A 20,360-nucleotide genomic window follows, 5' to 3' on the forward strand; every position below is an offset into this window, starting at 1 on the left:
GGCGGGCATGTTCGTCGAGTTCGGGCCGGTGCGCTCCCCCGAGCCGCAGCAGAGCATCTTCGATTGCGTCACCGACACGGAGCTGCCCGACCTGGCCCGGGTGGTTGGTTACCTGAACTCCGGGTACGTCCTCATCGATGTGATGGATGTCGCCGAAAACCCGTTCGACTCCGGCCAGCAGGTTCTCAACGGGGCAACGGTGCTCACCGACGGTGACTGGCTGTGGCGCAAGGACTTCGCCTACTACGTGCGCCGTCATCGTGTCGCGGTGCCAGAGCAGTTCCTGGCCCTCATTCGGGATCGTGACTACGTCGTGCCGCCTCGCGCGGTGCCGGAGCTGGCGGCGTGTTCACGGCAGGCGCGCGACCTGATGTTCTGGAACAGCTGACCTCCACAACGCGCTGCTGCCGTCCTACCAGGAGTAGGCGATTGTCAGAATCCGGACACCAAGTCCGACGATAGAACCTGCTCTGTGGATTGTCCCGCCTGCAATTGATCTGGTTACCTTGCCGGCTCACGGGTAGGGCGGTGTCGGGGTGATGTGGGAGTGAGAAGCGAGCGCAGGCTCATCAAGGCCGTACAACACGCGCTGGCGCGCGGGCCGATTTCGCAGGAGGCCCTGCTTGTGGCACTGGCCCAAGCGGGCGTACGGACCGACAGCAGCGCCATCTACATCGCCTGCGCCACTCACGGCCTCGCCGATCTTCAGGGCGACACCTGGATACCCCGTGACTGGGCTGCCCCGGCGGTCGAGACGGCGCTCGCACCGCCGGCGCAACGCCCGGCCGAGTCGGCGGCAACCCGCAAGGCCCTCGCGGAGGTGCGTCGGCTCGCCGCCTCGATCGGCATCTCCATGGAGGAACCGGTTCCGCCGATCGGACCAGTGCCGGACTCGTGGCCGCGAATCGCCGAGCAGGCCGCCCGAGCGCTACATGAGGAGCTTCGGGCCGTCACCGACAAGCGCACCCTTCAGGATGTGCCGCTCAACAGCGGCCTCGTGGTTGCCGACACGACGACCCGGAAGCTGATGCGCTTCGAGGCCGAAGGTGACCTTGGCGTGGCGGAGGGCGCGCAGGCGACGCTCGTGGTGGACGGGGTGCCGCTGGACGTCGAGGTGGTGTCGGTCTTCGGCAACGTCGTCACGCTGGCAATACCTCCGTCGGCGACGGTGCCGGCGGAGGCATTGCTGCGCTGCGACCTGTCGTGGCTGCTTTCCGCGCAGAGTAAGCGTCTGCGCGAGTTGGTCCAGGGCGGCCCGGGTTTCAACGCCGAGGCAGCGGTGGCCATCTTGGACTCCGGACATGAGCCCGCGCCGCAGGAGCTGCCGGACATAGCTGTTGATCGGCTCAATCAGGGCCAGCGGCACGCCATCCAACTTGGGCTCACCCCCGGTGTCACATGGCTCTGGGGCCCACCCGGAACCGGCAAGACCACCACCATCGGCACCCTCGTCGCGCAGCTCTGCGTACGTGGATCACGTGTTTTGCTCACCGCGCCCACCAATGCCGCAGTCGATGTCGCGGTCCGTGCCGTCCTGGAGGTGATACCTGAGCTTGCCGGGGGTGGCCTGGTGCGCCTCGGGCAGCCTTCGGACACTGCGCTCATCGGGCGCAGCGAGGGGCATGTGCTGATCGACGAGATCGCAGCGAAACGTGGTGAGGTCCTGGCCCGCAAGCGCGTTGACGAAGGCCGGCGGAACCGTGACCTGCGGGATCGGCTCAAGGATTTGGGGCGGCGCCACGCGAGCCTCACCGAGGAGGAGCAGGTACTGCGGCTGGCCTGGGAGCGGGATCTGGCCGACTCCACCGCTCTGCTCCGAGAGCTCGACGAATCTCTTCAACTGGTACGCCGACAGGTGTGCCGCGATGCGGAGGTGGTGGCTGCCACCTCTCATCAGGTTGTGCTGGGGACCCTGCGTGAACTCACCTTCGACGTGGTGATTCTCGATGAGGCGAGCATGACCACGACGGCGCTGGCGCTGTTGGTCGCCGGTGCGGGCAGTGGGCACACCATCGTCGCGGGTGACTTTCGGCAACTGCCGCCGGTCGTGGTTGCCGAGACTGCGCAAGCACGGCAGTGGCTGCGAAACAGCCCGTTCGAGAAGTCTGCCGTCGATGCCGCAGTGGGCAGGGGCGTAGCGCCGGGTCGGCTCACCGCGCTGACGAAGCAGCACCGTATGCGCCAGGACATCAACGCCGTCGTGAGCGCGGCGTTCTATCCGGAAAACCCGCTGATCTCCGCCGAGACGATCTCTGCCAGGCCGCGGAGCAGCAGCGCAGCGTGGGCCGATGGCGAACTCCTGTTGCTGGACACGTCCCGCATCGGTGCCCGTACTGCCCGCAAGCAGGGCATGTCGTCCCGGTACAACCTGATGCACGCACAACTTGTCGCCGGGCTCCTCGCGCAGGCGGGCAGTGAGTTGACCAGCCTGGGCATCATCTCGCCCTTCGCCGCACAGGCCCGACTGCTGGAGTCACTCCTTCCCGACTCGGAGCAGGAGGCATGGGCGGCGTCCACGGTGCACCGCTTTCAAGGTGGAGAGCGGGACATCGTCGTCTACGACACGGTCGACAGCGGTATCGGGGTGCGGCCCCTGCACCGGTGGTTCACCGAGGGCGAATCGGGCGGCGACGGCGCTCGATTGCTGAACGTGGCTGCCAGCCGCGCCCGCGACCACCTGATGGTCATCGCAGCGCTGGATCGGATGCACCGGCAGCGCACCAGCAGGGACGCGGTGTGGCGGTTCTTTGCGACGTTGCTGGAACGAGGTCGGGTCGTGCCGTGGGAGGAGGCTCTCGACAACGAGGTCACCCAGCGGGTGACAGGTGACGTCATCACCCTGATGCGCGATGACCTGGCCGAGGCCGGGTCCGTCGAGATGTGGCTTCCCCGGGCGCCGCTGGTGGGCCTACATCCGTTGATCGCGTCGCTGAAGCTGATCGCCGAACAGGACGTACAGACCGAGCCGGTGACCATCTGGGTCGAGCCGGATCCGGATGGCTACCTGTCGGCCGAGGCGCTGGAGGCCAAACGGAGAGGGTTGAACATCCGACCCTGCCTGCCGATTCTCGAATCCAGCGCCGTGATCGGCGATGTGGTCTGGACGGCTACCGGCTCACTGCTCGGTCCCGACCCGGGTGTGGTGCTGCGGACTCGCCATCCGGCGTTCACGGACGCGGTGCGGCGGGCACAACGCCGTCGCCCCGGCACCGCCCCCGGCAGCGGCCAGCTTGGCGACGAGTGTGGGCGGTGTGAGCGCACGTTGGTGCGGTTCGAGGTGGGACGGCGTGGCCTACCGACGGTTGGCTATGGATGCCCGACCTGCGACAGGGGAGCGGGGCGACAGGTCGCCGACCACAGCATTGCGCGGGAGCGACAACCGAGCCGGCGGCGTTGACCGTGCGTGCTTTCGCCCGAGGTGCGGCACCTGAGTCGGCAATCCGACAGCTGGCTCCATGGCTTCGCGATCCCGCTTCCTAGGCCCACATCCTGTGCCGACAGCTAGGCAGAGGTATGGAGATGTGTCGACTTCTCGGACGGGTGGCCCCACCTCGATGTGAGGAATACTCGCAGGTCCCGCGTGGTCTGCGGATGTGCGCGGTGCGGCGCTCCTTAGGGCATCTGTGGGCATTGGCGACCGTCATCGGCCAAGGCATGGGTCGAACTCTGTCAAGAGATCGACGTTCGGCTGGGCATTTTCGTTATCCGGACGAGTACCGCGCGCCATGCCGAACCATCCATACTCCACGGACGTTATCGCGAGCAGCCTTCAACTGCTGAAGGGTCGGAGTACGGCCTTCGGCAGGGGGCGTCGGCCTGACGGAGTGCTTGGTTCTGCAGAACTGAAACGCCCCACGCTCGCGATGCACGACGAGCTGGGAGCGTTGAGCATTGACTGGGGCGAACGACTGGGTGGCGGGCAGGTTCCGCATCCTGGCCGCGATCGGCAAGGGCAACATGGGCGAGGTCCATCGGGCCGAGGACATGTCGGCTGCGGAGGGATCCCCTGATCGGATCCTGGCGCTGAAGCTGATCCTGCGTAGCCGGTCCGGCGCGATGATCGACACGGCGAGCGACGGCAAGGCGCGGCAGCGCTTCGAGCGTGAGGTGCGCATCATGCGCAAGCTCGACCACCCCAACCTGCCCCGGATCATCGCCGGTGCGGCCCAGGCCGACGAGCTGCCCTTCATCGCGATGGAACTGCTCGACGGAGAGACCCTGCGGGACCTCGTCGCCGAGCACCCGCAGCTGCCGATCTCCTGGGTGGCCGGCATCGGTGCGCAGATCGCCGACGGGTTGGCGGCCGCACACGGGGTCGGCGTCGTGCACCGGGATCTCAAGCCGTCCAACGTCATGCTGCTGCGCGGCGGCGTGGTCAAGGTCCTCGACTTCGGCATGGGCCGGATCCTCGACGACGAGGCCACCGGCCGGGTGACCAGCACCGGAGTGACCGTCGGCACTGCCCGCTACATGGCGCCGGAGCAGTTCCAGGCCGCCGCCGTCACCCAGGCCGCCGACCTGTACGCGCTGGGCTGTGTGCTGTTCGAGCTGCTGACCGGAGTCCCGCCCTTCCTCAGCGAGTCCGCGTACGAGCTCAGTCAGAAGCACCGTGAGGAACCCGTACCCGCGATCGGCCTGATGCGCTCCGACGTGCCGGCCGGAATGGCCCGGCTGCTCACGCAACTGCTGGCCAAGGATCCCGCCGACCGCCCGGCCGACGCGGTGAGTGTGCGCGAGGCGTTGCGTCCGCACGCTAAGGGCGCGGACACCGTGCCGGGTTGGGATGAGTTCGATCCCGTGAGACCGCTGGCCGTGGAGGCGGTGGAGAGCACCCCTGCGGTGCCGCCGGCGGCCTCCACCGATGGGGTGCTGGCCACCGCCGGCCCGGCGGGGATGGATGTCTTCGGGGTGCACCGGCAGCTCATCAAGGACTACCGGGCGTTCACCGAGGGCGGCACCGTCATCCGCAACGACCGGATCGCGGCCTTCGTCGAGGACGACCTGAACAACAAGTCGCAGTGGCCCGACCCGTGGGTGTCGCTCAACCCGTTCTTCGCCTCCGGCGGCTCCATTCTGGAACTGGTCAGCCAGGGGGTCCTGCACGAGGAGTGCGCCCGGATCTTCCAGGCCCGTAAGACCGAGGGCGGTACGGAGTGTGACGGTCGCCCGCTGACGCTGCACCAGCACCAGCGGGAGGCCATCGAGAAGGCGCAGTCGGGTGCCTCGTACGTGTTGACCACCGGCACCGGTTCCGGCAAGTCGCTGTCGTACATCGTGCCGATCGTGGACCGGGTGCTGCGCTCACGTCAGCAGGAAGGGCCCAAACCCCAGAGGCGAGTACGGGCGATCATCGTCTATCCGATGAACGCGCTGGCCAACAGCCAGCTCAAGGAACTCGACAAGTATCTCCAGGACGGGTACGGGCCGGGGCGTGAGCCGGTCACCTACGCCCGGTACACCGGTCAGGAGAGCGACGAGCGGCGTCGGGAGATCCGGGAGAGCAAGCCGGACATCCTGCTCACCAACTACGTGATGCTGGAGTTGATGCTCACCCGCCCGGACGACCGGCGGTCGTTGATCAAGATGGCGGAGGGGTTGGAGTTCCTCGTCTTCGACGAGCTGCACACCTACCGGGGTCGGCAGGGCGCCGATGTCGCCCTGCTCATCCGCCGGGTACGCGAGGCGTGCCGCGCCGACCGGCTGCAGTGCGTGGGCACCTCCGCCACCATCTCCAGCGAGGGCAGCCTGGACGACCAGCGGGCCGCGGTGGCCCGGGTGGCCACCACCCTGTTCGGCACCGAGGTCACCCCGGACAACGTGATCGGGGAGACCCTGGTCCGCGCCACCGGCCCCGCGCCGGACGCCGTCTCCGCCGAGCGGCTGCGCGCACCCGGCGCACCCCGGGCGTACGGCGATCTGGTCAACGACCCGCTGGCCAGGTGGATCGAGACCCGGTTCGGCCTGGTCGAGGACGCCGGGCGACTGGTCCGGCAGCGTCCGGCGAAGATCGAGCAGGCCGCCGTGGAGTTGGCGCAGCACAGCGGCCTGACCGCCGCCGAATGCGGCAAGGCCATTCGGGACGTGCTCAAGGCCGGTTCGGAAGCACGGCATCCGGTCACCGAGCGGCCGTTGTTCGCGTTCCGACTGCATCAGTTCCTGGCCAAGGGCGACACCGTCTACGTGACCCTCGAGGACGAGCTGACCCGCCACCTGACCCGGGAGTACCAGCTCGTCCTGCCCGGCTCGGACCGCAAGATCCTGCTGCCGCTGGCCTTCTGCCGCGAGTGCGGCCAGGAATACCTGACGGTCTTCCGAGTCGAACGGGACGGGTACGCCTTCTACGAGCCGCGCCGGGACACCGCCGCCACCGGGGGTCGTACCGACGACGGGTACCTCTACATCGACTCCGACCGGCCCTGGCCGACCAGTGTGCAGCGGGCGATCGAGGAACGCCGGCTGCCCGAGTCGTGGCTGGAGGCCGACCCCAGCGGCCAGGAGACCGTCCGGGCCACCTACCGCGACCGGGTGCCGAAGGCCGTGACCGTGGACCCACAGGGCTTCGAGGGGCGCGGCGAACTGCGGGCCGCCTTCGTACCCTCGCCGTTCCTGTTCTGCCTGCACTGCGGGGTCAGCTACGAGCAGACCCGGGGTAAGGATTTCGCCAAGCTGGCCACCCTCGACCAGGAGGGACGCTCCTCGGCCACCTCGCTGGTCTCGGCCTCGATCGTGCGGTCGCTGCTCAGCGCGCCCGCCGAGGCACTGGACGCCAAGGCCCGCAAGCTGCTGACCTTCGTCGACAACCGGCAGGACGCCTCGCTGCAAGCCGGTCACTTCAACGACTTCGTGCAGATCACCCAACTGCGTGGCGCCCTCTACCAGGCGGTGCTCGCCGAGCCGGACGAGGGCCTGGTGCACGAGGACCTGGCCGCCACTGTGACCGAGGCCCTGGGGCTGCGACCGGGTGACTACGCCCGGGGCGAGGACCTGCCGCCGATGATGATGAAGCGGGCCGCCAAGGCGCTGCGAGATGTGGTCGCCTACCGCCTGTACCTCGATCTTGAGCGGGGTTGGCGGATCACCATGCCCAACCTGGAGCAGACCGGGTTGTTGGTGATCGACTATCCGGACGCCGAATGGCTCGCCACGTCGCAGGAACGCTGGGCCGGCACCGACCGCCGACTTCAGGACGCGGAGGCGGACCAGCGCGCCGAGATCGTCCGGGCGCTGCTCAACGAGATGCGCCGGGCCCTGGCCATCGATGTGCAGTACTTCCGGGGTGACTTCGACTCTCTCCAGCGGGCCAGCGAGGAGTTGCTGGTCGACCCGTGGGTGCTCGCGGCCAGCGACCTGCCGAAGGTCGGCACCGCCTATCCCCAGGGGTCGAAGCCGGGCCTGGACCGCTCGGGGCTGTTCCTGTCCGGGCGGGGCAAGTTCGGCAAGTATCTGCGCCGGGCGCACTTCGGCACCGGCCTGTCCTTCGACGACGCCCAGCAGATGATCGTGGATCTTCTCAAGGTGCTCAGCGACGGCGGTCAGGTCACCGAGGTTGCCGAGGCACCCCAGCGCCCCGGCCGCTACCGCCGCGCGGAGACGCCACTGTCCGGTTACCGGGTCTCCGCAGCCGCGCTGGTGTGGCGGGCCGGTCGGGGCGAGACGGGCAGCCACGACCCGCTGACCCGCACCTACGCCAGCGGCGACGGCCCCCGGGTGAACACCTTCTTCCGGGACCTCTACCGCAGCGCGGCCGGGGCCCTGGCCGGCCTGGCCGCCCGGGAACACACCGCCCAGGTCGACCCGGTGGAGCGGGAGAAGCGGGAGGAAGCCTTCCGTAAGGCCGAGCTGAAGCTGCTCTACTGCTCGCCGACCATGGAGTTGGGTGTCGACATCTCCGAACTCAACGCCGTCATGATGCGCAACGTCCCGCCCACCCCGGCCAACTACGCCCAGCGCAGCGGCCGGGCCGGCCGCTCCGGCCAACCGGCCCTGGTGACGACCTACTGCGCCACCGGCAACAGCCACGACCAGTACTACTTCCGCCGCTCGGACCGGATGGTCGCCGGTGCCGTCGCCGCACCCCGCCTCGACCTGGCCAACGAGGACCTGGTGCGCTCCCACGTGCAGGCGATCTGGCTGGCGGAGGCCGGCATCAAGCTGGGCCGCACCATTCCGGAGAGCATCGACATCAGCTACCCGGAGGACTCCCGGCTGCCGAATCCGGCCTTGCCGCTGCACGACCACCTGGCCGCCGCGTTGCGCGACGCCGCCTCTCAGGAGCGGGCCGCCCGCGCCGCCCGCCGCGTCTTCGCCGGGCTGCTGCCCGAGTACGCGCAGTCGAGCTGGTGGGACGAGCGGTGGATCGAGGACACCGTACGCACCACCCCGGAGCGGTTCGACCGGGCCTTTGACCGGTGGCGCGGCCTGTTCAAGGCGGCCCTGGTCGACCAGGCCGAACAGAACCGGCGGGTGTTGGACCACACCCTCTCCGAGCGGGATCGCCGTATCGCGGTGGGTCGCCGCAAGGAGGCCGAGACGCAGCTGACCCTGCTCAAGAACGAGAGTGTGGACAGCAAGTCGGTGCTGTCGGACTTCAACCCGTACCGCTATCTGGCCAGTGAGGGTTTCCTGCCCGGCTACTCCTTCCCCCGGCTGCCGCTGGCCGCGTACGTGCCAACCACCGGGCGACGCTCCGGGGAGGGGGACTACCTGCAACGGCCGCGGTTCCTGGCCATCCGGGAGTTCGGGCCGGGCGCGCTGATTTACCACGAGGGGGCGCGCTACCAGGTGACCCGGATCCAGCTGCCGCCGGACGCGGCCGGGGATGTGGTCACCGGGGAGGCCCGTCGGTGCGGGCAGTGCGGTTACCACCACGACGTGCAGGGCAACGCCGACCGCTGCCAGATGTGCGGGGTGGCGCTGGGGGAGAAGACCGTCGGCCTGCTGCACCTGCACACCGTCTTCACCAAGCGCCGGGAGCGGATCTCCTCCGACGAGGAGGAGCGTCGCCGCGCCGGGTACCGGCTGGTCACCTCGTACCGCTTCCACGACCATGGGGCCCGGCCGGGCCGCCGCGACGCTCTCGTCGCCGACCAGGTCGGCGGGTTGGCGACCCTGTCGTACGGGGATTCGGCGACGGTCCGGATCACCAATGTGGGCCGGGTGCGGGCCAAGCCCGACGAGCCGGACGGTTTCTGGCTGGACCCGGCCGACGGGCGCTGGATGAACGAACGCGACGCCGCGGAGGCCTCCGGTGACTCCCGGGAGATGCCGGTGGTGGACGCCGATGGCAACGAGCAGCGCCGCAAGAAGCGCGTCATCCCGTACGTGGAGGACCGGCGCAACATCCTGGTGCTCAAGCTCGACGAACCGCTGGACCCGCCGGTGGCCCTGTCCCTGATGTACGCCCTGGAACGCGGCATCGAGGCCGCCTTCGAGCTGGAGGATTCGGAGCTGACCACCGAACTCCTCCCGCCCGACGAAGGCCCCCGCGAGCGGATTCTCTTCACCGAGGCCGCCGAAGGCGGCGCCGGGGTGCTGCGGCTGATGCAGTCCGACCAGCAGGCCCTGGCCCGGGCCGCCGCCGAAGCCCTGGCCATCTGCCACTTCGCCCCCGACGGCACCGACCTGGGCGGCCCGGACGAAAAGCGGCCCTGCGCACTGGGCTGCTACGAATGCCTGCTCACCTACGGCAACCAGCTCAACCACCGGTTCATCGACCGGCACAGCGTGCGGGATCTGCTGCTGCGCTTCGCCGCCGCCACGGCCACCTCGACCGGGCAGGGGGAGTCCCGCACGGAGCAGCTCCAGCGGCTGGCCGACAACTCCGACACCGCCCTGGAGAGCAAGTTCGTCACCTGGCTGAAGGAGCGCGGGCTGCGGCTGCCCGATGAGGCGCAGACCCTCATCCCCGAGGCGTTGGCCCGTCCCGACTTCGTCTACCGGCTGCCCGGGGTCAACGTGGCCGTCTTCATCGACGGCCCGGTGCACGAACACGAGTTCGTCGCCCAACGGGACCGGGACGCCGAGGAGCGGCTCTACGACAGCGCCTGGGAGGTGGTCCGTTTCCCGCACGACGCCGACTGGGCCGCCATCGTCGACGAACACAAGCGCTACTTCGGCGCCTGACCTGCGCCAACCCCTGAAACCCGGCCATCCCTCGACTTCCGGAAGACGCCATGCCTCCCTCGTACACCCCTGGTTCTCTGGTTTCCGCGCGCGGCCGTGAGTGGGTGGTGCTGCCCGAGAGCGCCCCCGACATGCTGGTCCTGCGCCCGCTCGGCGGGGCCGACGACGATGTCGCGGCCGTCTTCCCCGACATCGAGGCGGTCACCGACGCCCAGTTCGCCCCGCCGTCACCGACCGATCTGGGTGACGCCCAGGCGGCGGGCCTGCTGCGCTCGGCGCTGCGGATCGGGTTCCGCTCCGGCGCGGGACCCTTCCGCTCGCTGGCCGGCATCGCGGTCGAACCCCGCGCCTACCAGTTGGTGCCGCTGCTGATGGCGTTGCGGCAGAAGACCGTCCGGATGTTGATCTCCGACGATGTGGGGATCGGGAAGACCGTCGAGGCGGGCCTGATCGCCACTGAGCTGCTGGCGCAGGGCAGCGCCACCCGGCTGGCGGTGCTCTGCTCGCCGGCCCTGGCCGAGCAGTGGCAGGCCGAGCTGCGGACCAAGTTCGGCCTGGACGCCGAGCTGGTGCTGGCCTCCACGGTGTCCCGGCTGGAACGCGGCCTGGACCTGGGGCAGTCGCTGTTCGACCGGCACCCGCACGTCATCGTCTCCACCGACTTCATCAAGTCCACCCGGCACCGCGACGACTTCGTCCGACACTGCCCGGACCTGGTCATCGTCGATGAGGCGCACACCTGTGTGGCCGCCGACGAGGGCAGCAACACCCAGAACCAGCTCCGCTACGAGCTGCTGCACCGGGTAGCCGCCGACCCCGAGCGGCATCTGCTGCTGGTGACCGCTACCCCGCACAGCGGCAAGGAGAGCGCCTTCCGTAACCTGCTCGGCCTGGTCCGGCCGGAACTGGCCACGGTCGACCTGGGCTCGGAGGCGGGCCGCCGCCTGCTCGCCCAGCATTTCGTGCACCGCAAGCGCGCCGACGTGCGGCAGTACCTCACCCGCAGCGACGGTCTGGCCGACGACAGCCTCGCCGAGAAGACCAGCTTCCCCACCGACCGGGAGTTCAAGGACGAGACCTACAAGCTGTCGGCGGGCTACCGGGCGCTGCTGGACGACGCTATCGCGTACGCCAGTGAGCGGGTGACCGCCGCGGACAGCCGGGGCCGACGGGAGGCCCGGATCGCCTGGTGGTCGGCGATCGCCCTGCTGCGTTCCCTGGTCTCCTCACCCCGCGCCGCCGCGCAGACGCTGCGGACCCGCTCGGCCACCGCGACCGCCGACACCGCCGAGGAAGCCGACCGGCTCGGTGCCCCGCTGACCAGCGACTCCGTCGACAGCGACGCGCTGGAAGGGCTGGACGTGGCCCCCGGCGCGGAGACCGGCGGGGTGGAGGTCGACGCCGGCCGACGCCTCGCCGAGTTGGCCGACCGTGCCGCCGAGCTGGAAGGCCCGACCGGCGACACCAAGCTCGCCGCCCTGACCAGACACCTCAAGGCCCTGCTCAAGGAGGGCTACCACCCGATCGTGTTCTGCCGCTACATCCCCACCGCCGAATACGTAGCCGAACACCTGGCCGACGCGCTGGGCAAGAAGACCGTGGTCCGGGCGGTGACCGGCACCCTGTCGCCGCAGCAGCGCCTCCAACGCATCGAGGACCTGGCCCGCGAGGCCGGTGACGACCCGGCCGCCCGCCGGGTGCTGGTCGCCACGGACTGCCTCTCCGAGGGTGTGAACCTGCAATACCACTTCGACGCCGTCGTCCACTACGACCTGGCCTGGAACCCCACGAGGCACGACCAGCGGGAGGGCCGCGTCGACCGGTACGGCCAGCAACGCGACAAGGTACGCGTGATCACCCTGTGGGGCAGCGACAACGGCATCGACGGCAAGGTCCTCGACGTGCTGATCCGCAAGCACCGGCAGATCCGCAAGGACCTCGGCATCTCCGTCTCCGTCCCCGATGCCGCCTCGCAGGGGGTCACCGACGCGATCGTGGAATGGCTGCTGCTGCGCGGTCGGGAGGAGGGGCAGGGCAGCCTCTTCGACGCCGAGGAGTACCGCGCCATCGACAAGAAGGCCGCCACCCTGGAAAGCGAGTGGCAGTCCGCCGCCGAGAAGGAGAAGGCGTCCCGGTCCCGCTTCGCCCAGCAGACCATCCGCCCCGACGAGGTGGCCCGCGAGGTCGCCGCGATCCGCGACACCCTCGGTCGGGCCGCCGAGATCCGAGACTTCGTACGCCTGTCGCTGCGCGCCCTCGACGGGGTGCTGCGGGACGCGCCGGACACCTCCGGTGACTTCACCGCCGACGTCAGCGGCACCCCCGCCGGCCTACGCGACACCCTCGCCCCGGTGCTCGGCGGCGACGCCGTCGAGACGGGCAAACCGGTGCTGTTCCGGAGCACCGCCGCCGTGGCACGCGGCGAGGCGGCCCTGGTCCGCACCGACCCGGCGGTGGTGGCCCTGGCCGGGTACGTCCTCAACGCCGCCCTGGACACCCAGGTCACCGGCGCCCGCCCGGCCCGCCGCTGCGGCGTCATCCGCACCCGCGCGGTGACCACCCGCACCACCCTGCTGCTGGTCCGCTACCGCTTCCACCTCACCCTGCCGTCGCGCTCCGGCACCCGGCAGCTCGTCGCCGAGGACGCCCGACTGCTGGCCTTCTCCGGGGCACCCGCCAACGCCACCTGGCTGCCGACCGCCGAGGCACTGCGGCTCCTCGACGCAGGCGCCGACGAGAACACCGACCGGGACTTCGCCGAACGCACCATGGGCCGCATCCTCGACGGCCTGCCCGAGGTCACCGACCACCTGACCGGGTACGGCGAGGAGCTGGCCGCCGAACTGCTCGCCTCGCACCGCCGGGTGCGCAGCGTCGCCGGTGAGATCGTCCGCGGCCTGACCGTCACCGCGCAGGACCGCCCCGACGTCCTCGGCGCCTACGTCTACCTGCCCGCGTCCACCCCCGCCGCCGGAGGCAACGCCTGATGTCCGCCACCGCCCGCAACCAGGTCTTCTCCGCCGTGCACACCATCGGCGGCCTGATCCCCGCCGACATGCTGGTCCGCATCTCCGAGGGCCGCGACGTCAGCGGCGCCAAACCCGCCGACTACAAGGTGGTCGGCTCCCGGTCGGTACGCGACGACGCCGAACGCCACTGGGACTACCTCAAGTCGGTGTGGAAGGAACTGCGCAACCGACTGCCCGTCGCGCCTCAGGCCGACGCTCCGGCCGACCCGACCGGCCTGGCCGTCGCCGAGTGGCTGCTGCCGCTCTTCGGCGAAGGACTCGGCTTCGGCCCGCTGACCGCGCTCGGTGACACCGGCATCAGCTCCGACGACGGCAACAAGAGCTTCCCGATCAGCCACCGCTGGAACCACGTCCCGATCCACCTGGTGCCGTGGAACGCCACCCTCGACAAGCGCCCCGCCGGTGCGGGCAGCGTGCCGCCGCAGTCGCTGGTGCAGGAACTGCTGAACCGCTCCGAGGCCCACCTGCGGGGCGTGCTCACCAACGGCCGCCAACTGCGCCTGCTGCGCGACTCCAGCGCCCTGGCCACCGCCGCCTATGTCGAATTCGACCTGGAAGCCATCTTCGACGGCGAACTGTTCAGCGAGTTCGTCCTGCTCTACCGCCTCCTGCACGTCTCCCGCTTCGAGGTGGCGGAAGGCGCCGCTCCCTCGACCTGCTGGCTGGAGAAGTGGCGTACGGAAGCGATCGAGTCTGGCGTTCGTGCCGTCAAGGAACTGCGCAAGAATGTTCAAGCAGCCATTCATGCCCTCGGCACTGGATTCCTCCGTCACCCCGCGAACGTCGTGCTGCGAGAAGCCTTCGACCGCGATGCGTTTCATAACGCCCTGCTGCGCCTGGTCTACCGGCTGTTGTTCCTCTTCGTCGCCGAGGACCGCGACGCCCTGCACTACCCCGACGCCGACGAGCAGGCCCGCGAACGCTACGCGAAGTACTTCTCGTCGGCCCGGCTACGCGCCCAGGCGCGCCGCCGCCGAGGCACCACCCACAGCGACCTCTACCAGGCCCTGCGCCTCGTCCTCGACGCGCTCGGCGACGAGAACGGCCGCCCCGAACTGGGCCTGCCCGGCCTCGGCGGCCTCTTCGACCACGCCGAGGCCGATGACCCGCTGCGCGGCCTGTCGCTGTCGAACGATCACCTGCTGACCGCCGTCCGACACCTGTCGCTGGTACGCGACACCAGCACCCGCCGCTGGCGGTCGGTCGACTACCGCAACCTGGACGCCGAAGAACTCGGCTCGATCTACGAATCGCTTCTGGAACTCGTCCCGAAGCACAGCGCCGTCGACCGCACCTTCGAGCTGGTCGAGCTGGCCGGCAACACCCGCAAGACCACCGGCTCCTACTACACCCCGTCCTCGCTGATCGACTGCCTGCTCGACTCGGCCCTCGACCCGGTCATCGACGACGCGGTCAAGCGCGCCGAGCAGGCCGCCACCGCCGCCGGCCAACCCGACCCGAGCGACCACATCGTCAACGAACTGCTGTCGCTTACCGTCTGCGACCCGGCCTGCGGCTCCGGCCACTTCCTGGTCGCCGCCGCCCGCCGCATCGCCAAACGGGTAGCCGCCGTCCGCGAACGCAACCCCGAACCCACCACCGACGCCGTACGCACCGCCCTACACGAGGTCGTCGCCCGCTGCATCTACGGCGTAGACATCAACCCGATGGCCGTCGAACTCGCCAAGGTCTCCCTCTGGCTGGAAGCCCTGGAACCCGGCAAGCCCCTCAGCTTCCTCGACGCCCACATCAAATGTGGCAACGCCCTGATCGGCGCAACCCCCGCCCTGCTCACGAAGGGCATCCCCGACGCAGCGTTCAAGCCCATCGAGGGCGACGACAAGAAGTACGCCAAGTCCCTGGAGAAGCAGAACGCCAAGGAACGGCAGGGGCAGGGCACGCTCTTCGATGTGAACCGAGGCGCGAAGGTCGCCAACATCGTCTTCGCCCAGGATCTGCGTCGCATCACCACGGCCTCCGCCGACCGCCTCGGCGATGTCCGTAGGCAGGCGTCCGCCTACCAGACCTGGCAAACCTCAGATGAATATTCCCACGCGCTGCTAGTCGCCGATGCTTGGTGTGCGGCATTCGTGTGGCAGAAGCACGCAAGCGCGCCGTTGGCTGTGACCAATAAGGTATTCCGTTCTTTAAGTGGAACCGATGCGGCGGCAGTGCCAGAGGGAACCCTTGATGAGATTCAGCGTCTCGCTGACGAGTACAATTTCTTTCACTGGTACCTGGAGTTTCCCGAAGTGTTCGTCGTACCAGAAGGCGGCGATCAAGTTGACCCTAGAATGGGCTGGGCTGGAGGTTTTGCGTGCGTACTAGGCAACCCTCCTTGGGAGCGGATCAAGCTTCAGGAGCAGGAGTTCTTTTCCCAGAGGGATGAAGGTATCGCAGGGGCAGCCAACGCTGCTGCCCGAAAAAGGCTTATTCTGAAGCTTCGTGATAGCAATCCAGACCTTCATGATCGCTTCATGCATGCGAAGCGCCGCGCGGAGGGGGAAAGCCACTTTCTGCGATCTTCACAACGCTATCCATTGACCGGGAGGGGTGATGTAAACACCTACTCTGTCTTCTCTGAGATGGGTCGATGTGCGATATTGCCAACGGGCATGAATGGTTTCATTCTTCCAACTCAGATAGGGACGTCGTCTACGACTTCGAAGTACTTCTCCGATATCGTCAATTGCGGCTCATTGGTAAGTTTTCTAAGCTTTGAGAATGAGTCATTCCTGCTAAGTCGTGAGGTGCATCATGACACTGACTTCAGCCTTCTGACAATTTCGGGGAGTCGGCTAAGGGTCGCTGACGCTGAGTTCTGTTTCTATGTCCGTCGAATGGACGACCTGGCGTCGGCGAAAATGAATTTGCGCCCCTCGGACCTTTTGAAGGTGAATCCGAATACGGGAACTTGTCCAATGTTTCGCTCGCCTAGGGATGCGGCTATCACCCTGAGTATTTATGGCCGATTTCCGGTTCTGTCTTCAGAGGGAACCTCAGAGCGGAATCCCTGGAGTGTGCGATTCATGACGATGTTCCATATGGCTGGCGACTCCCAGCTCTTCAATGAAAGAGATGCTCTTTGCCGTGATGGTTGGGAGCTGATCGATAACATCTTCCATCGCGACGGTGCCCGCATGTTGCCGTTGTATGAAGCTAAGATGCTGCACCATTACGACCATCGCTATTCGACCTATGAAGGAGCGACGCCGGAGCAGTTGAACATGGGAACCCTGCCGCGGCCAAGGCTTGACCAGCGTGACGACCTATCATTCGTTACCACTCCCCGGTACTGGGTGCATGAGGCGGAAGTGGATAGGAAGTTGCAGGGCAAGTCGTGGGCTAATGAATGGCTACTGGGATGGCGCGATATAACAAATAGCGCCAACGAGCGCACGATGATTGTCTACCCTATGCCGAAGTCGGCCGTGGGTCACACTTCACCGCTTCTGCTCAGCGGCATTCCGCACGGGCAGCCGCTCTTGCTTGCCCTATTCTCCTCTTTCCTTATGGATTATGTTGTGAGACAGAAAATCGGTGGCACCCATGTTACTTTCACTCTTATGTCACAATTGCCTATTATCGAACCGAAGGAGTTGCTGATTCAAGGTCCGGCAATCTACAGGCGGGTGCTTGAACTCGCTTTTACGAACTTTGAGATGGCACCCTTTGCGCGAGCACTAGATGACACAGGTGCGCCCTTCCGCTGGGACGAGGCGAGGCGGTCAACCATTCGGGCGGAGCTGGATGCCCTATTCTTTCTTCTCTATGGTGTCCCCCGCGATGATGTTGCTTATATAATGGACACCTTTCCGATCATCAAACGCAAGGATGAGGCGAAATACGGCACGTACCAGACTAAGAACCTAATCCTCGCTGAGTACGACCGGATGACCGCTGCTGGCGTCAGCCTGGCCACTCCTCTCGTCGATGGTAAGAACTACACCTCCACTCTGAACCCGCCTCCCGGTCATGGCCCCCGCCACGCGATAGCCTCAGCCACCGGTCAGTGACTCAATAGACACTCGAGTAAATCGAGCGAAAGGGACTGTCAAACGCTGGGGCAGTCCCCGCTCGATCGCATGCAAGCGGCCCTGCTGTGGCTGGTGTCCTCAAAGGCGCACCTGGAATGACTCGGGGCAACGTTCCGGAGCCGAATGGCCCATCGGGCGACGATCAGGGCCGGCGTGAGAGGCAGTGGAGATGCAGGAATTGGAAGACGTGATTAGGCAGTGCGTCGAACGGGTAGCGCGGTTCCGGCGGCAGCACCAGCGCATCGGCGAGCAGAACACCAAAGCTGGCCTCATCGAGCCGGTAATTGGTGCACTGGGCTGGGATCTGTATGACCCCGACGAGGTGCACCGGGAGTACCGACGGCGGGGCGTCGACAACCCGGTGGACTACGCGCTGCTGCTCCTGCGTACTCCGCGCTTGTTCATCGAAGCGAAGGGGCTTGGCGAGAACCTTGACGATCCGCGCTGGGCCAACCAGACCATCGGCTACGCGACGATGGCCGGTGTGGAATGGGTCGCCCTGACCGATGGCGCGGAGTGGCGGGTCTACAACGCCCACGCGCCGGTGCCGATCGAACACAAGCTCTTCCGCGCGGTCCGAATCGAGGACGATGTTGAGGCGGCCCTTGAGCTGTTGAGCCTGCTTAGCAAGCAGAACATGGGCGACAACCGGATTGAGGAGTTGTGGAAGGGCTTTTTCGTTGACCGACAGGTTCACACCGAACTGACGGACCTGTTCGCCGGGTCGGACCCTGCATCCGAGCTGGTCGACTTGCTTGACAGTCGGATGCCTAGGCTGACCCGCGAGGAGATTCGGCAGAGCCTCTTCCGTGCCCGCGCCACCTTCGACTTCCCGATGTCAGCCGTGCCACCTCAGCGGCCAGCGCCGTCGTCGCAGGTGCGCCAGCCTTCGGTTCAACAGGCCGCACCTCCGCCAGCCCTAGCGACTAAAACGAACCAGTCATCAGGAACGAGGAGCTCGCGACAGGCGTCAGGCCGAGTAACACCGGATGAGCGAAAACTGAAGCTGGCTGACCTGCTTGCTGCTGGCCGACTGCGGCCGGGAACTACGCTCATCGCTCGCTACCTCGGACAGCAGCACACCGCTGAGTTGTTGGCGGATGGCCGCGTGCGCTACCGAGGGGAGGACTACGACTCGCCCTCGGGAGCGGGGAGGGCAGTAAAGATCATGCTTCATGGCCGGGACATAACCGAAAACCGAATTGCCACCGATGGGCTCGACTTCTGGCACGCACAGGATGCGGTGAAGGGCGATGTAGTCACGCTCAAGGAGATTCGCCGCCGGGTAGCGTTGGGAGATGCATGAATGTCTGATAACTGGCTGCCGCTGCACAAAATTGTGGCTGTGCTCGATGAGGAGCGGGCTATCAAAAACCTCAGACGCTACTTTGCGAATCACCCAAAGCCCTTAATGGGTAGTCAGTTCGAGGCGTTGGGTGGTGGCGGCGCTGGCCTCTGCCGTGATGTTGTGACCGCAGAGGACCTGATCGCTGTCCAGTTGTTGGAGGTGCGCGTTCCGCCTTCGGTCGCCCTCAACCTCCTGCAAGGCGATCTGGGCCAGCGAATTAGCGACGAGCTACGCGTTATCCCGACCTCAGTTGACTTGGCCGATGAGGGGGCGCGGAAGTACATCCAGGATGGTGGGCCGGCGGACCGCGCCTGGCACCTGCTGACGGGTCAGCCAGGCGTCAACCGGACCATCGCAGGCAAGGTGCTTGCCCGGAAGCGTCCGAGACTCATCCCTATCTACGACAGCGTGTTGGCCTGTGCGTTGCATGGGCGCCGTGGCTTTTGGCTTTGGCTGCACGACCAGCTCCGAGCCGACAATTGCCGCCTGGCCCGCAGGTTGCGCAACCTGCGGGCCAGGGCCAATGTGCCAGCCCACGTATCAGACATCCGAATCTTCGATGTCGTCTTCTGGATGCGTCACCAGGGCAAGCATTGTCGTAGAAACTGCCCAGGGCTGTCGATCGACGGATCTGAGGGCTGACCCGGCCGGATCGGCCGAGCGTATGCGGCTGGGTAGTTGGGCGCTTGCCGTGTTCAGTCGGCCGATCGGGTCATGGTGACGAAGGCGGCCCAGGCGGCGGGGGAGAAGGTCAGCGCAGGTCCGGTCGGGTTTTTGGAGTCGCGTACGGCGACGCGGCCGGGAAGGTTGGCGGCTACCTCAACGCAGTCGCCGCCGTTGTCGCCGCTGCGGGTGCTCTTGCGCCAGATGGCACCGGTCAGGTCAGTCATGCCGGATCTCCCCGATGAGCTTTTTGATCATGTCCTTTGATTCTGCCTCGCCGAGGGCGAGCCCATCCAGTCCCCGCCAGACCCGTTCGTAGGCAGCCATTTCATCGGGCTTGTCGAGGTAAAGCGCACCGGTCAACGACTCGCTGTAGACGATCGAGGGCTCAGGTGCGGCCCGTCCCCCCTTGGTGGGTGGGAAGTCGAGGATGACAAAGGAACCGGCGACCGCGCCGGGCTGCGGTCCGGCTGCCAGTGGCAGCACCCGGACCGACACGTTCGGCAGGTCGGAGAGCTTGAGCAGTTGGTTGAGCTGATCGCCCATGACCGCTGGGCCGCCTACCCCACGCCGGAGCACCGCCTCGGACAACACCGCGTCAAGCCGGGGAGCCGCTGGCAGCCGGCGAACCAGTAGGGCTTGCCGCTGAAGTCGAACTTGGACGGCTCGCTCGCGCTCCTCGTCGTTCAGTCGCCCGCCGAGGCGGTAGAGGGCGTGTGCGTACTCCTTGGTTTGCAAGATGCCGGGGATCAGCGATTCGTCGTAGCGGCGCAGGTTTGCGGCGGCGGATTCCAGGCCGACGTACAGCTCGAACCAGCTTGGTACGGCGTCGCCGTAGGCGTGCCACCAGCCCTTGGACTTGGTTTCGGCGGCCAGGCCGCGCATGGCCTCGGTCATCTCGGGCGACACGCCGTACAGCTCGCACATCGCCTTGACGTCGAGCACCCGGACGGAGCCCATGCCGCATTCGAGGCGCCAGATCTTCTGGCGGCTGTATTCCAGGGCCTCGGCGGCGGCGTCGAGCGTCACCCCGGCCTCGTTGCGGAACTGGCGTAGCAGCCGACCGAGCTGTCGGCGGGGCACTGTCGATCCGATGTCCTCGGCCATTGGCACACTCCCTGGTTCCAACACGCAACGCTGTGTGACCTGTCGTTGTTACAC

9 protein-coding genes are annotated in these 20,360 nt (G+C 67.2%); 7 read left to right on the plus strand and 2 right to left on the minus strand.

Features of this window, described 5'->3' with window-relative positions; all coding sequences use genetic code 11:
- The first annotated feature begins 7 nt into the window (after window positions 1-7).
- The 7 genes from OIE53_RS06985 (at window position 8) to OIE53_RS07015 (ending at window position 19,178) form a co-directional block, all read left to right on the plus strand.
- Window positions 8-388: a hypothetical protein gene (locus OIE53_RS06985; protein ID WP_327025750.1), complete on the plus strand. Its 381-nt coding sequence runs from the start codon at window positions 8-10 to the stop codon at window positions 386-388.
- Window positions 389-547: 159 nt separating this feature from the next.
- On the plus strand, window positions 548-3,397 hold the full coding sequence (locus tag OIE53_RS06990) for a DEAD/DEAH box helicase (protein ID WP_327025751.1): 2,850 nt from the start codon (window positions 548-550) through the stop codon (window positions 3,395-3,397).
- Between the two features lie 494 nt (window positions 3,398-3,891).
- Entirely contained in the window at window positions 3,892-10,122 is a 6,231-nt protein-coding gene (locus OIE53_RS06995; RefSeq protein WP_327025752.1) for a protein kinase domain-containing protein, read from the plus strand.
- A gap of 104 nt (window positions 10,123-10,226) precedes the next feature.
- Window positions 10,227-13,109 (plus strand): DEAD/DEAH box helicase, encoded by a 2,883-nt coding sequence (locus tag OIE53_RS07000; protein WP_327025753.1) that lies wholly within the window; start codon window positions 10,227-10,229, stop codon window positions 13,107-13,109.
- Complete coding sequence (locus OIE53_RS07005) at window positions 13,109-17,167, plus strand: Eco57I restriction-modification methylase domain-containing protein (protein WP_327025754.1); 4,059 nt, start codon at window positions 13,109-13,111, stop codon at window positions 17,165-17,167. Before OIE53_RS07000 ends, OIE53_RS07005 begins: the two co-directional genes overlap by 1 nt.
- 190 nt (window positions 17,168-17,357) lie before the next feature.
- On the plus strand, window positions 17,358-18,494 hold the full coding sequence (locus OIE53_RS07010) for a hypothetical protein (RefSeq protein WP_327025755.1): 1,137 nt from the start codon (window positions 17,358-17,360) through the stop codon (window positions 18,492-18,494).
- Window positions 18,495-19,178: a DUF6308 family protein gene (locus OIE53_RS07015; RefSeq protein WP_327025756.1), complete on the plus strand. Its 684-nt coding sequence runs from the start codon at window positions 18,495-18,497 to the stop codon at window positions 19,176-19,178. It abuts the gene before it with no gap.
- Window positions 19,179-19,231: 53 nt separating this feature from the next.
- Here the strand turns inward: OIE53_RS07015 and OIE53_RS07020 are convergent, their stop codons facing one another.
- Both OIE53_RS07020 and OIE53_RS07025 read right to left on the minus strand, forming a co-directional pair.
- Window positions 19,232-19,426, minus strand: coding sequence for a DUF397 domain-containing protein (locus tag OIE53_RS07020; RefSeq protein WP_327025757.1), 195 nt, complete (start codon window positions 19,424-19,426; stop codon window positions 19,232-19,234).
- The gene (locus OIE53_RS07025) at window positions 19,419-20,306 is read right to left on the minus strand and encodes a helix-turn-helix domain-containing protein (protein ID WP_327025758.1); all 888 of its coding nucleotides are present in this window, start codon (window positions 20,304-20,306) and stop codon (window positions 19,419-19,421) included. Before OIE53_RS07025 ends, OIE53_RS07020 begins: the two co-directional genes overlap by 8 nt.
- Window positions 20,307-20,360: the final 54 nt, after the last annotated feature.

Source organism: Micromonospora sp. NBC_01739 (assembly GCF_035920385.1).
GTDB lineage: Bacteria > Actinomycetota > Actinomycetes > Mycobacteriales > Micromonosporaceae > Micromonospora.

Coding starts and splice junctions, on each gene's coding strand:
- OIE53_RS07015 (WP_327025756.1), top strand. CDS start 18,495: ATGTCTGATAACTGGCTGCCGCTGCACAAAATTGTGGCTGTGCTCGAT.
- OIE53_RS06985 (WP_327025750.1), top strand. CDS start 8: ATGTTCGTCGAGTTCGGGCCGGTGCGCTCCCCCGAGCCGCAGCAGAGC.
- OIE53_RS07010 (WP_327025755.1), top strand. CDS start 17,358: ATGCAGGAATTGGAAGACGTGATTAGGCAGTGCGTCGAACGGGTAGCG.
- OIE53_RS07020 (WP_327025757.1), bottom strand. CDS start 19,426: ATGACTGACCTGACCGGTGCCATCTGGCGCAAGAGCACCCGCAGCGGC.
- OIE53_RS07025 (WP_327025758.1), bottom strand. CDS start 20,306: ATGGCCGAGGACATCGGATCGACAGTGCCCCGCCGACAGCTCGGTCGG.
- OIE53_RS07005 (WP_327025754.1), top strand. CDS start 13,109: ATGTCCGCCACCGCCCGCAACCAGGTCTTCTCCGCCGTGCACACCATC.